Annotated in this window: 11 protein-coding genes; 10 read left to right on the top strand and 1 reads right to left on the bottom strand. The window is 67.4% G+C overall.

Features of this window, described 5'->3' with window-relative positions; translation table 11 throughout:
• The 9 genes from AB0M24_RS45320 (at position 1) to AB0M24_RS45280 (ending at position 14,195) form a co-directional block, all read left to right on the top strand.
• Complete coding sequence (locus AB0M24_RS45320) at positions 1 to 603, top strand: DUF3558 domain-containing protein (protein WP_363780965.1); 603 nt, start codon at positions 1 to 3, stop codon at positions 601 to 603.
• A complete protein-coding gene (locus tag AB0M24_RS45315; RefSeq protein WP_363780963.1) occupies positions 600 to 1,877 on the top strand; it encodes a PPE domain-containing protein in 1,278 nt (425 codons plus the stop codon). The genes AB0M24_RS45320 and AB0M24_RS45315 overlap by 4 nt, the downstream gene beginning before the upstream one ends.
• Complete coding sequence (locus tag AB0M24_RS45310; protein ID WP_363780961.1) at positions 1,874 to 2,578, top strand: ESX secretion-associated protein EspG; 705 nt, start codon at positions 1,874 to 1,876, stop codon at positions 2,576 to 2,578. The genes AB0M24_RS45315 and AB0M24_RS45310 overlap by 4 nt, the downstream gene beginning before the upstream one ends.
• A gap of 150 nt (positions 2,579 to 2,728) precedes the next feature.
• Positions 2,729 to 3,166, top strand: a complete 438-nt coding sequence (locus AB0M24_RS45305) for a hypothetical protein (protein ID WP_363780959.1) — start codon at positions 2,729 to 2,731, stop codon at positions 3,164 to 3,166.
• A gap of 51 nt (positions 3,167 to 3,217) precedes the next feature.
• Positions 3,218 to 4,726: an alkaline phosphatase D family protein gene (locus AB0M24_RS45300; protein WP_363780957.1), complete on the top strand. Its 1,509-nt coding sequence runs from the start codon at positions 3,218 to 3,220 to the stop codon at positions 4,724 to 4,726.
• A 22-nt stretch (positions 4,727 to 4,748) separates the two neighbouring features.
• Positions 4,749 to 6,710, top strand: coding sequence for a hypothetical protein (locus AB0M24_RS45295; protein ID WP_363780955.1), 1,962 nt, complete (start codon positions 4,749 to 4,751; stop codon positions 6,708 to 6,710).
• A 94-nt stretch (positions 6,711 to 6,804) separates the two neighbouring features.
• Positions 6,805 to 12,180 carry a pullulanase-type alpha-1,6-glucosidase gene (pulA, locus tag AB0M24_RS45290; RefSeq protein ID WP_363780953.1) on the top strand — a complete coding sequence of 1,792 codons (5,376 nt, stop codon included), beginning with the start codon at positions 6,805 to 6,807 and terminating at the stop codon, positions 12,178 to 12,180.
• A 49-nt stretch (positions 12,181 to 12,229) separates the two neighbouring features.
• Positions 12,230 to 12,712, top strand: a complete 483-nt coding sequence (locus AB0M24_RS45285) for a MarR family winged helix-turn-helix transcriptional regulator (RefSeq protein WP_363780951.1) — start codon at positions 12,230 to 12,232, stop codon at positions 12,710 to 12,712.
• 40 nt (positions 12,713 to 12,752) lie between these two features.
• Positions 12,753 to 14,195 carry a DHA2 family efflux MFS transporter permease subunit gene (locus tag AB0M24_RS45280; protein WP_363780949.1) on the top strand — a complete coding sequence of 481 codons (1,443 nt, stop codon included), beginning with the start codon at positions 12,753 to 12,755 and terminating at the stop codon, positions 14,193 to 14,195.
• On the opposite strand, the gene AB0M24_RS45275 is transcribed toward AB0M24_RS45280, so the two are convergent.
• On the bottom strand, positions 14,192 to 14,809 hold the full coding sequence (locus AB0M24_RS45275; protein ID WP_363780947.1) for a hypothetical protein: 618 nt from the start codon (positions 14,807 to 14,809) through the stop codon (positions 14,192 to 14,194). The two genes, AB0M24_RS45280 and AB0M24_RS45275, sit on opposite strands and share 4 nt — an antisense overlap.
• A gap of 117 nt (positions 14,810 to 14,926) precedes the next feature.
• On the opposite strand from AB0M24_RS45275, the gene ndk reads away from it, so the two are divergent.
• Complete coding sequence (gene ndk / locus AB0M24_RS45270) at positions 14,927 to 15,337, top strand: nucleoside-diphosphate kinase (RefSeq protein WP_363780945.1); 411 nt, start codon at positions 14,927 to 14,929, stop codon at positions 15,335 to 15,337.
• Positions 15,338 to 15,611: the final 274 nt, after the last annotated feature.

Raw genomic sequence — 15,611 nt, 5'->3', positions numbered from 1 at the left:
TTGCGCATCCGAACGATCGTCGCCGGTACCGCCGCGCTCGCACTGCTGGCGGGCTGCAGCACCGGTAACGGCACCACCGGTACGCCGACGAACGCGACCCAGCCGACCAGCACCAGCCAGGGTGGCGGAGCGCCCAAGGTCTCGAACCCGCTCAACCTGACGGCTGCCGAAGGTGCTCCGTGCAACGTGGTCACCGCGGCTCAGCTGACGGCTTATGGTCTGCCCGGCGTCACCGGGTCGCCGAACTCCTCTGCTCTTGGTGCCGCCTGCCAGTGGTCAGGCTCGCTCACCGCCGCGGAGATGTCCGTCGGCATGTCGATCCTCCCGGCGGGGACGACCCTCGATTCCCAGTACGCCAAGAAGGACACGTTCGGCGTGTTCGAGGAGCGTCCCGCGATCCAGGGCTACCCAGCGATCGTCTCCCTCCTCTCCGACCGGCGCAAGGAAGGCAACTGCGAGCTCACCGTCGGCGCCTCCGACGAGCGGGCGATCCTCTTCACCTTCCTCAGCGATGAGAAGAGCAAGTACTTCGCGGACCCGTGCGCTGGGGTGACCGAGTTCGCGAACCAGGCAATCACGACGATCAAGGCAGGTGTGAAATGACACGGCCCGCGCCCAGTTGTTTCTCCGAGGACACCTCCCGCGCGGAAGCGTTCACGGGGCATCAGATCTACGCCCAGATGCACGGGGGACCGGGCACCGCGCCGGCGCAGCGCGCCGCGGACAAGGCATCGGAGCTGGAGCGCACCTATGCCGGTGTCGAGGCCAGGCTCAAGAGGGTCGGTGAGACGCTCGGTGAGACGTGGACCGGGGCCAGCGCGGACGCCGCTCAGGCCGCCGCGAACCCCATCAACCAGGCCATGATCCAGATGCAGGACGCGCTGCGGCAGGCCGACCACTCGATCTCCAACCAGGTCTACCAGTTCAACCACAACAAGTCGCAGCTCAAGAACATGCCGGAGAACAAGCCGGAAACGGGCTTCTGGGACGACGCGACGCCGTGGGACACGGACACCGAGGACGCGGTCAACGCCTACAACGGCGATGAGAACCACAACCGGAACGTCTACAAGGAGTTCCAGAGCGCGAGCAACACCAACCGCAGTGAGCTGCCGAAGCAGTTCCCCGGCGTCACGGCGGACACCCTCAACGTCGAGGTCATCAACAACAACGACAACGGTGGCATCGACAAGCCTGGCACCAACGTCGGCACCACCGGCATGCCGAAGGGCACGCCGACCTTTCCGAGCTCGACGGGTGACCCACAGGGCACGACCGGCAGCACGTGGACCCCGCCCGGCAGCATCACCGGCGGCAACGACACCACGACGTCCCAGGCCGTCGGCGGCGACGTCAACAGTCCTCTGAGGACCGAGCTCCCCGGTGGCAAGCCGCCCGTCGGCAGCGTGATCGACCGGCCGCCGAACACGGGCATCCCGCCCATCGGCGTGCCCGTCACCCCCGGTCTGAACGGCCCCGGCGGCAGCGGGCGTGGTCCCGGTGGCGGTGCGGGCAGAGGCCCCGGTGGTGGCGGTGCTGCGGGCAAGTTCGGTGGCGGGTCCGGCTCCGCGGCAGGCAAAGGCGGGCTCGGCGGCGTCGGCACCGGCAGCAGCAGCGGTCAGCAGCCCGGTGGCAAGTCCGGCGTGTTCGGCGGCATGGGAGAGACCGGGCCGAACGCGGCCGGTCGCGGTGGTGCCGCGGGTGCTGCGGGCCGGGGTGGTGCCGCGGGTATGGGCGGCATGGGCGGCCACGGCCAGAAGGGGCAGGGGGAGGACGACCTGGAGCACAAGTCGGCCGACTACCTGGTCACCGAGGAGAACACCAACGAGATCATCGGTGACATGCCGATGGTCGCGCCGCCGACGATCGGGGGGTGAGCGTGCTGCGTTCGTCCATTCAGCTGTCCGACCTCGCGTTCGACGTGCTGTGGAAGCAGGAACGGCTGGGCGAGTACCACCCCGCGCTGTCGGTCGAGTCGCCCGGTGAGACCGAGGACGAGCGCGCGCTGATCGAGCGCGACGTCATCGGCGAGCTGCGCCGGGTCGGGCTCGATCATCCGGACGTGCGGGGCACGTTGCACCTGATCGCCAAGGCGGAGCAGGACTACTCGGCGTGGATCGCGGTCACGCCGGAGGAGACGAAGCCCGTGGTGGTCGCGGCGAACTCGCAGCACGGTGTTCTCGCCGTGCACGACAACGGGTTCGTGCAGCTGCACCCGATCCGGCCGGAGAACGCGCCGGAGGTGCTCGCGATGCAGCTGCCGGACGTCCCGGCGGGGCGCGGCGCGTCGATCAACGTGCACGAGTCGGAGATCAACGTCCACCAGCCGGGCAAGGCGTCGCCGTCGATCTCGCTGCGCCAGCTGCTCGCCCAGCCTCGCAAGGGCACGGCGAAGCTGTACGCGGCCAAGCGCAACGGCGAGGGCCGGCAGCGGGCCAAGACCTTCCTCACCACGATCGACTTCGAGGACGGCCGCTGGCTCGTGGTCAAGTACACCGACCAGAACCACCAGACGTGGGTGCACGCCACGCCCGCGTCGCGCCAGATCATCACCGACTGGCTGAAGCGCCTGACGTAGTGGCGCGACCCGGAACGTGGCGGGGTAATTCACGCTCAGCAGGGCACCTCGCGGCACCCGTCTGACCGCGAATTGCCCAGCTACGTTCCGGGCCACACCACTACAAAGGGATTTACCGCCGCATAACCGGACTGCACCAGCGTCGCGGCTGTGAGAAAGCCACTTGCCCTCGCCGCCGCACTGGCCGCGACGCTGCTGTCCGTCGGGATCTCCGGCACCGCCAACGCGGCCGAGACCGTCCCCGGTTGCCCGAGCGCCAAGCAGATCGGCTCCACCGGAGCCATCACCTTCCAAGGCAAGCAGATCGGCTCCGTCAAGCAGTTCGCCGGCTGCGGCAAGAACTACCCCTACCTGTGGGTGTGGGACTCGTACTACTCGAGCCACCGCAACGTGAGCGTCAGCAACTGGATCGCGGAGTTCAGCGGCGGCGAGGAGATCCCCCACGGCGGCGGCGAGGCCACCGGCAAGCAGGAGCTGTGGGGCAAGGGCGCGGCGACGCTGGACAAGTGCACCAAGGCCGTCGCCACGATCCGCACCGGCTCCGGCGTCACCGACTACGTGTGGGGCGCGACGGACAAGCGCTGCTGAAGTTCACCTCGGGTTCGGCGGCCGGTCAGCATCGCCGACTAGAAACCGCGCATGACCTTCGACCGTCGCACGTTGTTCAAGGCAGGCGCACTCGGCACGGCCGCAGCCCTGGTGCCGAGTGGCGTCAGCCTCGCCAAGACCGACCGTCCCGTTCTCACCCACGGCGTCCAGTCCGGCGACGTCACCTGGGACGGTGGCATCGTCTGGACCCGCGCGGACCGTCCTTCCCGGATGCTCGTCGAGGTGTCCAACGACCCGAAGTTCCGCCTCTCCCGCCACATTCGCGGCCCGCTGCTCACGCCGGAGACCGGTGGCACGGGACAGGTCAGGGTCGGTCACCTGCTGCCCGGCCGCACCGCCTACTACCGCGTCACGGCCGAGGACCTGCACGGCCGCACCTGCAGCGAGCCCGTCACCGGCAGCTTCAGCACCGCCCCGCTCGGCCGCGACCAGGTCAGCTTCGTGTGGTCCGGTGACGTCGCGGGCCAGGGCTGGGGCATCAACCCCGACATCGGTGGCATGCCGATCTTCAAGGCCATGGCCGACCGCAAGCCCGACTTCTTCATCCACAGCGGCGACAGCGTCTACTCCGACGGCCCGATGCAGCCACAGGTGACGCTCCCGGACGGCCGGATCTGGCGCAACGTCGTCACGCCCGAGAAGTCCAAAGTGGCCGAAACGCTCGACGAGTACCGCGGCCAGTTCGCCTACAACCTGTTGGACGACAACCTGAAGCGCTTCGCCGCCCAGGTTCCCACGTTCGCCCAGTGGGATGATCATGAAGTTACGAACAACTGGTACCCCGGCGAGATCCTCGACCTCCCGCAGTACACCGAGAAGCGCGTAGATGTGTTGGCACAGCGCGCTTTCCAGGCGTTCCACGAGTGGATGCCGCTCGACCGGCACAAGGCTGTCGACGGCCGCGTCTACCGGAAGTTCTCCTACGGCCGCAACGTCGAGATCTTCGTGCTCGACATGCGCACGTACAAGGACAAGAACACCTCGCCCAAGGACAAGCCGGGTGTGATCCTCGGCGAGAAGCAGGCGAAGTGGCTCGTCGACAGCCTGGCGCGCAGCACCGCCACGTGGAAGATCATCGCGGCGGACCTGCCGATCGGCCTCACCGTCCCGGACGGCGTGGACATCGAGGGCGTCGCCAACGGCCTGCCGGGCGCGCCCAACGGCCGTGAGCACGAGATCGCGTGGGTGTTGCGCGAGCTCAAGAAGCGCAAGGTCCGCAACACCGTCTGGCTCACCGCGGACGTCCACTACACGGCGGCGCACCACTACTCGCCGGACCGCGCGGCCGTGGGCGACTTCGACCCGTTCTGGGAGTTCGTGTCCGGCCCGGCGCACGCGGGTGCGTTCGGCCCGAACACGCTCGACCCGACGTTCGGCCCGCAGGCGGTCTTCGTGCACGCGCCGCCCGCGCCGAACACCACGCCGCTCGACGGTTTCCAGCACTTCGGCGAGGTCCAGGCGAACCGGCACGAGCTCACCGTCTGGCTGCGTGACGCAACCGGCGCAGCGCTCTGGTCCAAAACGCTGAAAGCCGCGTAGCAACCGCAATAGGGTCGGGTGCGTGCCCATCTCGTTCGACACCACCGGATTCCGCCAGCTCGACCAGAAGACCTGGAAGCACGGCAACGGGGACCACGTAGATCTCACCTACTACGACCTGGTCCCCGACCTGCCCGCCGCGCTGGACGACCTGCCCAGACTCAGGCACGACCTGGCTGAGATCCACGCCAAGGACGGCTGTCTGATCGAGGCGCACGTCGTCCAGCTCGCGGGTGTGCCCGCGCTGCTGCGGATCATCAAGGTGCCGCTGCCGAACCGCCCCGCCGGGCAGGCTTTCCTGTGCTCGTTCACGGTTCCGAAGGCGAACGGCAGCGCGGTGTTGCAGCTGATCGCGGCGGAAGGCCAGGTCACGGGCATGCGCGAGGGCGTGCTGGCGCCGGAGGTCGGGTTCGAGCGCTGGATCATGCAGCACCCGTACGCGCCTCAGCTGCAAGGCCGGCTGCCGTTCCACGCGGGCGACGACCCGCGGTACGACAGCCGGTTCCCGGATCACCCGCTCTCCCGCGCCCGAGCGTGGGCCCACCACGTCGTGCGCACCGCACGGCTCGACCCGGAGTTCGCCGCGCTGCCGCCGTTCCAGCCCGGTCAACCGCAGCAGCCGGAGGTGCCGCCCGAGGTCGCCGAGATCTTCAACTCCCAGCTGATGACCGCGACCTGCGGCGTCCCGGTCGCGGGCTACCTCGCGTTGCAGATCGGCGAACGCACGACGTACTGGAAGACCCTCGACGGCGCACTGCAACACCGCCTCGCACGCGGAACCCTCGGCCGCTCCCCGATGAGCCAGGGCCGGTTCCGCGAGATGGTCATGGTCGACGAGCAGTCCGGCAGCGCGTTGATGATGGACCGCTTCATGACCGACGGCGCCACGCTCGGCATCCAGCTCGGTCTGCAGCAGGTCAGCAGGGAAGAGGCGTACGCGGCCGTCACGCCCGAGGCGCTCAAGGAGGCCTACCGCTGGGTCGGCCGGATGATCGAGATCGCCAACGGCCGCAGCGAGTACCTCACGCTGGAACCGATCGTGAACCAGGGCGAGCAGGTCGAGCCGTACGCGCTGATGGCCATGCAGTACCGCGACGGCGAGGACATCGTCCTGGTCTCGTGCGCCCCGGCACCGTCGGTGAACACACCGTTCAAGGGCGGCCCCGGTATCAACGCGCCGGTCTCGCGGGCAGCCGCTCAGGGCATCGGCGAACTGGCGCTGGCCGCGATGCTCGAATGGGGCCCGCACCCGCTCGACATGGCGATCACCTTCAACCGCTGGAAGGGGTCGATCGAGGCCCAAGGCACTCCCGAGAGCGTCACCGACGAGGTGCGCGCGCAGTTCTCCGGCCAACTCGTCACCGCGGTGCCGGGCATGTCCGTCGGCGGCTACGTCGCGTTGCAGGTCGGGGACCAGCGGACGTACTGGCGGCTGCCCGACACCGACCTGGCCGACCGGCTCGGGTTCGGTGGGCTGGCGCGCACCCACTCGCCGGGCCACCGGTTCCGCGACGTGGTGCTGATCGACCAGCACAGCGGCGAGCTGCTCATCCCCGGCCGCTACAGCGACGACGGCTCAACGTCGGGCACCAAGTCCGCGCTGGTGCGGGTGAGCCAGGAGGAGGCGATGGCCGCGGCCACGCCGGAAGCCTGCGAGGAGTCGTTCCAGCGGCTCGGCCGAAGCGTGTACATGGCGGCGAAACGCAGCGAGCACGTCTTCGTCGAGCTGCTGGAGAACGACCTGCGTCAGGACCCGCAGGTGTTCCTCGGCGTCCACGGTTTCTTCGACGACGACCCGACCGCGGTCGCGTCCGCCTCGCCGGCACCGTCGGCGAACACGCAGTTCAACGGCCTGCCCACGCTGGAGGGGCCGGGGGAGCCGGGGACGATCGTCGGGCTCGGGCCGCTCGCACTCCAGGCGCTCAACGACTGGGGCATCCACCCCCTCCACGCAGTGCCCACGTACCACCGGCCGACGCGCTGATCGCAAATATTTGCAAGGCCCGACGTATTGTTTCCCGCCGTTTGTCGTGGTTTCGTGCAGCAACCCTGCAAGAAGTTGCGACAAGGAGGTCGCGATGCGTCGGGTCGTCGCCGCGCTCGCTGCACTGGTGCTACTACCGCTGACACCGGTCCAGGCCGTTGCTCAACCGAAGCAACGCCTGGCTGTGGGGGAGGTGGTGGACATAGCGCCCGGTGTGCGCGACGGGGACGCGAAACTCGCGTTGCCACCGAAGCGCGACGACCTGCGAGGTGAGCGCTTCTACTTCGTGATGCCCGACCGGTTCGCGAACGGCGAGAAGCGCAACGACAAGGACGGCTTCAACCCCGCCGACAAGGGCTTCTACCACGGCGGCGACCTCAAGGGCCTGCACTCGAAGCTCGACTACCTCGACGGCATGGGCATCACCGCGATCTGGATGACGCCGATGTTCCTCAACCAGTGGGTGCAGGGCGACTCGGCCGCGTACCACGGTTACTGGACCGTCGACTTCACCAAGCTGGACCCGCACTTCGGCACCGTGCAGGACATGCGCGACCTGATCCGGGACGCGCATCGTCGCGGCATCAAGGTGTTCTTCGACATCGTCGCGAACCACACCGCCGACGTGATCAAGTACGCCGAGAACAAGACCTCGTACGTGTCCACGGGCGCGCAGCCGTACCTGGACGCTGACGGCAAGCCGTTCAACATCTCGGACTACGCGGGCAGCAAGGACTTCCCGAAGCTCGACGCGAAGAAGTCCTTCCCGTACACGCCGGTGCGTCAGGGCCCGACGAAGTACCCGTTGTGGCTCAACGACTCCACGCTCTACCACAACCGCGGCGACTCGACGTTCTCCGGCGAGTCGAGCGAGCAGGGCGACTTCTCCGGCCTCGACGACCTGATGACCGAGCACCCGCGCGTGGTCAACGGCATGAAGGACATCTTCACGAGCTGGATCGACACGCTCGACATCGACGGCTACCGCGTCGACACGGTCAAGCACGTCAACATCGAGTTCTGGCAAGCGCTTGCGCCGCACGTGAAGCAGTACGCGAACCGCAAGGGCAAGAAGGACTTCTTCGTGTTCGGCGAGGTCTTCGACTCCTCACCGGAGAACACCTCGAAGTACACGACGACCGGGCGCATGCAGGCCACGCTCGACTTCCCGTTCCAGAGCAGCGCGCTGAGCTTCCTGTCCGGCAAGGGTTCCCAGCGCCTGGGCGAGGTGCTGCTCGACGACGACCGCTACACCGACGCCGACTCCAACGCGTCCTCCCTGCCCACGTTCCTGGGCAACCACGACATGGGCCGCATCGCGTGGATGATCCGCAACGACCGGCCGGGCATCTCGGACGACGAGCTTCTGCAACGGCTCAAGCTCGGCAACCAGCTGATGTACCTGTGGCGTGGCAACCCGGTCGTCTACTACGGCGACGAGCAGGGCTTCGCGGGTACGGGCGGCGACAAGCTGGCCCGCCAGGACATGTTCGCCTCGAAGACGCCGGAGTACATGGCGGAGAAGCTGGTCGGCTCCGACCGCACGGGCGCTGTTGACAACTACAACACCGCGCATCCGCTGTACCAGCAGCTCAAGGCACTGGCGGCGCAGGTCGACCAGGACCCGGTGTGGCGGGACGGCAACCAGGTGCTGCGGTACGCCGACGGTGACGTGTTCGCGTTCAGCCGGATTCTCGGCCGCGAGCACCTCGTCGTGGCCAACGCGGGTACCTCGCCCGCGACCGTGACCGTGCCGGTTTCTTCAGCTGGGTTCGAGAACGCGCCCGTCCAGAACGGCCGTGTCACGGTGACGGTGCCCGCGTTGTCGTCGTTGGTGCTCAAGGGAACCAGCGATGTCGTCGCGTCGAAGCCCGCGCCGGTGCTGGTCGCTCCGGCCGCCGGAACCGTGCTGGACAAGCGCGTCGAGCTCCGCGCGGACGGCATCGGCACGCCCAACGCCGCGGCGACCTTCGCGGCGCGCGTCGAGGGCACGAGCGACTGGACCGTGCTCGGCACCGACGACGCTGCTCCCTACCGCGTTTTCGCGGACCTGGCGGCACTTCCGGGTGCTGCGGTCGGCAAGCGCGTCGAGCTGCGCGTGGTCGCGAAGTCCGGCGAGATCGGTGCGGACGGCGCGTTCGTGTCGCTCGTGGCCGCGCCGCCGATCCCCGATCCCGGCACGAGGAACCCGGACTGGCTGGTCGTGCACTACCAGCGGGACTCGTACGACGGCTGGGGTCTGCACGCCTGGGGTGACATCGAGACGCCGGTCGACTGGAACGCGCCGCTGCCGTTCGCCGGTGAGGACGCCTACGGGCGCTTCGCGTGGATCAAGCTGAAGCCGGGTGCCAAGTCCGTCGGGATCATCGCGCACAAGGGCGACGAGAAGGACACGTCGGTCGACCGGTTCGTGGATCCGAGCGTGACGCCCGAGGTGTGGCTGAAGCAGGGTCAGACGCCGGTCTACGCCTCGGAGCAGGCCGCTACCGGCAAGGCGGTCGTGCACTACGTCGGTGACTCGACCGGTGTCGTGGTTCGTGTCGCAGGTCGGCCGGATGTTCCAGTGTCGAATGGTATTGCTGAACTACCGCCCACCACCGACTTCTCCGTGGTGCGAGGGACGACCGTGGAGGCGTCGGGCAAGTTCACGAGTGGCCACTCGTGGGTCGCGGGCGGCAAGGTGCACGCTACGAAGGCCGCCGCCGAGAACCGGGCGGTGATCCACTACAACCGGGCGGACGGCGACTACACCGACTGGACGATGTACCACTGGACGGGCTCCGCGGAGCCGTCGCCGGGCTGGAACCAGTCGCGGGTGCCGGACGGGCGGGACGCTTATGGCGTCTACTGGTCGGTGCCGCTCGCAGCCGGTGCGGCCGGGCTGAGCTACATCATCCACCGCGGCGACACCAAGGATCCCGGGCCCGACCAGTTCCTCGACCTGGGCCAGAAGGGGAACGAGGTGTGGCAGTTGCAGGGCAAGGAGACCTACCTGCTGCCGCCCAACGCCGGTCCCGCCGCCGACGACGACCTGACCAAGTCGAAGGCGATCTGGATCTCGAAGGACAAGGTCGTCTGGGACGTGCCGTCCGTGCAATCCGACGGATACCGGCTCGAGTACGGCTCACGGGTGCTGCGCCTCAGTCCTACTTCTGACGAGGTTCCGGCGCAGTTCCCGCATCTGCGCGGCAAGCCGGTGTTCGCGGTGCGCGGGTTCGTCGACGAGGCGTTGCGGGACAAGCTCTCCGCCGTGCACGTCGACGCGGGTGGTGCGATCCGGCATCGGACGGGCGTGCAGATCGCGGGCGTCCTCGACGACCGTTATGCCGCCGCGGCAACGAAACTGGCGTTCGGGCCGACGTTCGACGGCGACTGCGTGACCGTGCGGTTGTGGGCGCCGACCGCTCAGAACGTTCGGTTGCGGGTGTTCGACCAGCCGTCCGGTGAGCCGAAGATCGTGGACCTGAAGCGCGACGACGCGTCGGGTTCGTGGTCCGCCAAGGGGAACTGGAAGAACAAGTACTACCAGTTCGAGGTCACCAACTGGCAGCGCACGGTCGTGGTCACCGACCCGTACTCGGTGGCGCTGTCGGTGAACTCGACGCACTCGCAGTTCGCGGATCTGCGCGACCCGAAGACGCAGCCTGGTGGTTGGTCGAAGGACGTCGCTCGCGGCATCGGTGGTGCGATCACCGAGCTGCACGTACGCGACTTCTCGATCAACGACCAGTCCGTTCCTGCAGGGGAGCGCGGTACGTACAAGGCGTTCACGCACCGCGACTCCGTGGGCATGAAGCACCTCAACGCGTTGGCCGCGGCGGGGATGGACACCGTGCACCTGCTGCCGACGTTCGACATCGCGACGATCCCCGAGAAGCGTTCCGACCAGGCAACGCCCGCGTGTGACCTGCCTTCGCTGGCTCCGGATTCCGACGCTCAGCAGGCGTGTGTGGGTGCGGTCGCTGGTCGTGACGGCTTCAACTGGGGCTACGACCCGTTCCACTACGACGTGCCCGAGGGCTCGTACGCGACGGAGGACGCGCAGAACGGCTGGGCGCGCTCGAAGCAGTACCGCGAGATGGTGAAGTCGTTGCACGACAACGGCAACCGCGTGGTGGTGGACGTCGTCTACAACCACACGGCTGCCGCTGGTGACGCACCGACGTCGGTGCTCGACAAGGTCGTGCCCGGCTACTACCAGCGGCTCAACCTCGACGGGTCGGTCGCGAACTCCACGTGCTGCGCGAACACCGCGACCGAGAACGCGATGATGGGCAAGCTCGTGGTCGACTCGGTCGTGCGGTGGGCGCGCAACTACAAGGTCGACGGGTTCCGGTTCGACCTGATGGGCCACCACCCGAAGGCGAACATCGTCGCGGTGCGGGCGGCTCTGGACGCGCTGACCGTGGAGAAGGACGGCGTGGACGGGCGCAAGATCGGCGTCTACGGCGAGGGCTGGGACTTCGGCGAGGTCGCCGGCAACGCCCGGTTCGAGCAGGCCACGCAGGCGAACATGGCCGGCACGGGCGTCGGGACGTTCAGCGACCGGTTGCGCGACGCCGTTCGTGGCGGTGGGCCGTTCGACGACGACCCGCGGGTGCAGGGCATCGGCTCCGGGCTGGCCGGCGACGTGAACTCCTCGCCCGCCAACGGGAACGTGGCCGCGCGGCTGGAGAACTACAGCGACCTGGTGAAGCTGGGCATGGCCGGCAACATGGCTGCTTACCGTTTCCAGTCGACCGCCGGACCGGTGGTTGCGGGTCGGGATGTCAAGTACAACGGGTCTGCCGCCGGGTACACCGGGCAGCCGTTGGAGGCCATCACGTACGTGGATGCGCACGACAACGAGACGTTGTTCGACGCGTTGACGTACAAGCTGAAGCCCGAGACCTCGATGGCTGATCGCGTGAAGATGCAGACGGTGTCGCTGGCTCCGGCGCTGCTCGGGCAGGGGCGGCCGTTCGTGCACGCCGGTACCGAGTTCCTGCGTTCGAAGTCGTTGGACCGCAACAGCTTCGACTCGGGTGACTGGTTCAACGCCTACGACCCGTCGTTGCGCGACAACGGTTTCGGTCGCGGGTTGCCGCCCAAGGCCGACAACGAGTCGAAGTGGCCGTACGCGAAGCCGTTGCTGTCCGGGCCGAAGCCCTCGTCGGCGGACATGAAGGCGTCGCTGGACGCGACCCTCGAACTGCTGCGGATCCGGAAGTCGTCTCCGCTGTTCTCGCTGGGCTCCGCCGACCTGGTGCAGCAGAAGGTGTCGTTCCCGGCCGCTGAGTCCGGTGTGATCGTCATGCACATCGACGACACCGTCGGACCGGACGTTGATCCTGGTCGGCGGGGTCTTGTGGTGGTGATCAACCCGTATCCGACGGACAAGGCTGTTGTCCTGCCTCCGGGTGACTGGAAGCCGGTGACCAGCGAAAAGCGGGTGGGCGCCGCGCGGTCGGTCGTCGTGCTGGAGAGGTAGTCCGCTGGACAAATCGTTTTAGTCGAGAAGATTCGGTACCGTAGTGCTCATGGGCACGACGGGGTGTACTGACCTGATGATGCTGCTGCATCTGACCGGGCATGCGCTGGAGACCGAACTGACGGCGCGGCTCGCGGAGATCGGACTGACTCCGCGAGCCCGCTGCGTTCTGTCCAGCGCTTTGGCCGCTGAGCGCACGCAGTCGGAGATCGCCGACGACGTCAGCATCGACAAGACGACCATGGTCGTGACCATGGACGCCCTGGAGCAGGCCGGGTTCGCCGAGCGCAAGCCGTCGCCCACCGACCGTCGTGCGCGCGTCATCGCGGTGACCGACGCAGGCCGCGCGATCACCGAGAAGGCCGACCGGGTGGTCGCCGAGGTCTACGAGAGCGTCCTGGGCTCACTGCCGGTCGACGAACGAGAAGGCCTGGTCAACGGCCTGACGCGACTGCTTGAAGGCCGTCTGAGCACCCCGATGCCGTGCGAGAAGCCGCCGCGCAAGCGTGCTCTGCGTCATGCCGTTGGCTAAAAGATAGTCCCGTACAAAACTATCTGTTACGGTTCCTCTTATGGATACAGGGGGACCGAAGACGGACTCGCGCTGGCTGGCGCTGATCGTCCTGTGCGCGGGCATGCTGATGATCGTTCTCGACCAGACGATCGTGAACGTCGCGCTGCCCGCGATCGAGGAAGACCTCAAGTTCGGCCAGGCCGGGCTGGCCTGGGTCGTGAACGCGTACCTGATCGCCTACGGCGGTCTGCTGCTGCTCGCCGGACGTCTGGGCGACCTGATCGGGCACAAGAAGGTGTTCCTGATCGGCCTCGGCGTCTTCACCGTCGCCTCGCTGCTGTGCGGGGTCTCGTTCAGCTCCGAGATGCTGATCGTGTCGCGCTTCGTGCAGGGTGCGGGCGGCGCGCTGGCCACGTCCGTGACGCTGGGCATGGTCGTGACGATGTTCCCGAAGCCTGACGAGCAGAGGCGTGCCATCGGCATCTTCAGCTTCGTCGCTGCTGCCGGTGCGTCCATCGGCCTGTTGCTCGGCGGTGTGCTGACGGACGCCATGTCGTGGCACTGGATCTTCTTCGTGAACATCCCGATCGGCATCGTGGCCGCGGTGGCCGCTGTTCGGTTGGTGCCTTCGTCGGTTGGTCTCGGACTGCGCGAAGGTGCGGATGTTCTTGGCGCGCTGCTGATCGTGGCCGCGGTGATGCTCGGCGTGTACACGATCGTCAAGGCCGAGCACTACGGCTTCGGCTCGGTGCAGACTTTGGGGCTGGGCGCTGTCGCTCTGGCGTTGCTGGTCGGATTCGTTGTGCGGCAACGGACTGCCGCGAAACCGTTGCTGCCGTTGAGGGTGTTCCGGTCTCGCAACGTGACCGGCGCGAACCTCGTGCAGATCTCGATGGTCGCCGGCATGTTCGGGCTGTTCTTCCTGGGCACGCTCTACATGCAGCTCGTGCTCGCCTACTCGCCCTTGGAGATCGGCCTCGCCTTCATGCCGGTCGCCGGCGCGATCGCGGTGTTCTCGGTGTCGCTGTCGGCGCGCCTGAACTCGCGGTTCGGCGAGCGGAACATGCTGATCGTCGGACTCTTGTTCATGCTCGTCGGCATGGTCGTGTTCACGCAGGTGCCGGTCGACGGGTCGTACGTCTTCGACATCCTGCCCGCGGTGGCGCCTCTCGGCATCGGGCTGGGGTTGTCGTTCCCGGCTCTGATGACGCTGGCGATGTCCGGCGCCTCGCACGACGAGGCCGGTCTGGCATCTGGTCTGGTGAACACGACCGCGCAGGTGGGTGGCGCTTTGGGGTTGGCTGTTCTGGCCACCACCTCGACCTCGTACACGTCGTCGCTGATTGCCTCAGGGGTTGGCCGGCTGGAGGCGTTGACCTCGGGCTTCCACCTGGCGTTCTGGATCTCGGCGTCGTTGGTCGCGGTGGCCTTGGGACTGGCGGTGTTCGTGCTGCGGCAGGTGTCGGTCGCCGCCGAGTCGCAGCCCGTGCTGGTGCACTAGTGGTCGGCTAGCTCTTCGCGTTTGCGGACGTCCTCGGTGCGCAGGATCGTGAACTTGCGGTCCTGCGCTTTGAGGACCTTCAGGAAGCCCGGGCTGGTCTCGAACACGTAGACGTCTTCGGCGTCGTTGATGCGTTCCTTCGGGACCCACGGGGTGCTGACGATCGCCGCCACCGCGAGTGCTGTGGCGGCGAGGATCCAGGCGAACCATTTGAGCAGCCAGCGGGCGTTCCGGATCGCCAGTACGAACGCGACGCCCAGCGCAACTGCTCCGAGCGGCATCCACCACCGGTGGTACGTCAGCGTGTGCGACACCATCAGCGCTACCAGGACGATCAGCGTGAGCAGTGCCGTCGTGTTGGCGCGTTCCGGGTCCTGGCGGGTGCGGAAGTAGAAGAAGAACGTCGCCGGGGTGACGATCATCAGCAGGACCGTGCTGATCCGGTCGTCGGCCATGAAGGTGCCGAGGAACAGGCCTGGGGCGTCGTCCAGTTCCAGGGTGTGGAGCAGGGCGAAACTTGTGTGCCAGTCGTAGTGGCTGACTGCGAGGAGCCTGAGCAGTACGAAGAGGACCGCGGCGCCGGTCAGGGCGGATCCGGTGTGCTTTGCACTCACGCTGCGAACTATGGCGTATCCGCGGTCACAGCCCTGCGGAGGTGTGCGGGGAGTGCGCGGTTACCCTTGGCGGCACTTCCCGTACCTGTTTGTACCTGTTTTGAGGAGTTTGGCGTCGTGTCCGAGCGCACCCTGGTTCTCGTTAAGCCCGATGGCGTTGAGCGTGGTCTCGTTGGCGAGGTGATCGCCCGGATCGAGCGCAAGGGGCTGAAGCTCGCCGCTCTGGAGCTGCGGACCGCCGACCGCGCTACCGCTGAGCAGCACTACGCGGAGCACGACGGCAAGTCGTTCTACAACGACCTGGTGGACTTCATCACCGGTGGGCCGTTGGTGGCTCTGGTGGTTGAGGGTGCTCGCGCGATTCCCGCCTTCCGTCAGCTTGCTGGTGGGACTGACCCCGTGGAGAAGGCCACTCCTGGGACGATTCGTGGCGATTTCGGGCTTGAGGTTCAGTACAACCTCGTGCACGGGTCGGACTCTGCCGAGTCGGCTGAGCGGGAGATCAAGATCTGGTTCCCGAACCTCTGATTGTTGGTTCAGGCGCCTGTCGGCGCGGCGCGTGGGGTCCGTAGGTCGTCCCCCGGCTGTGTTGGCGGGCGCCTGTTTCGTGTTCGTAGGTGGGGGCGTGCCGTGCTGCCGTTCCGGTTGCGTTCTGGGAGCTCTGCCCCAGACCCCGCCAATCTGATCAAAGACCCACCAGCGCTGCGGGCGGGTTGATGGCACGCCTGTTGCTTTGGGCGGCTTGCTGTTGCGTAGGTGCTTGCGTTGGTGGGGTGGGTCCCGTCACGAGTCGTAGCGGAGC

The sequence above is a fragment of the Lentzea sp. NPDC051838 genome (assembly GCF_040681245.1).
Taxonomy (GTDB): Bacteria; Actinomycetota; Actinomycetes; order Mycobacteriales; family Pseudonocardiaceae; genus Lentzea.
Note: the sequence above shows the minus strand (reverse complement) of the source record. Positions and strands in the feature narration are given on the sequence as shown.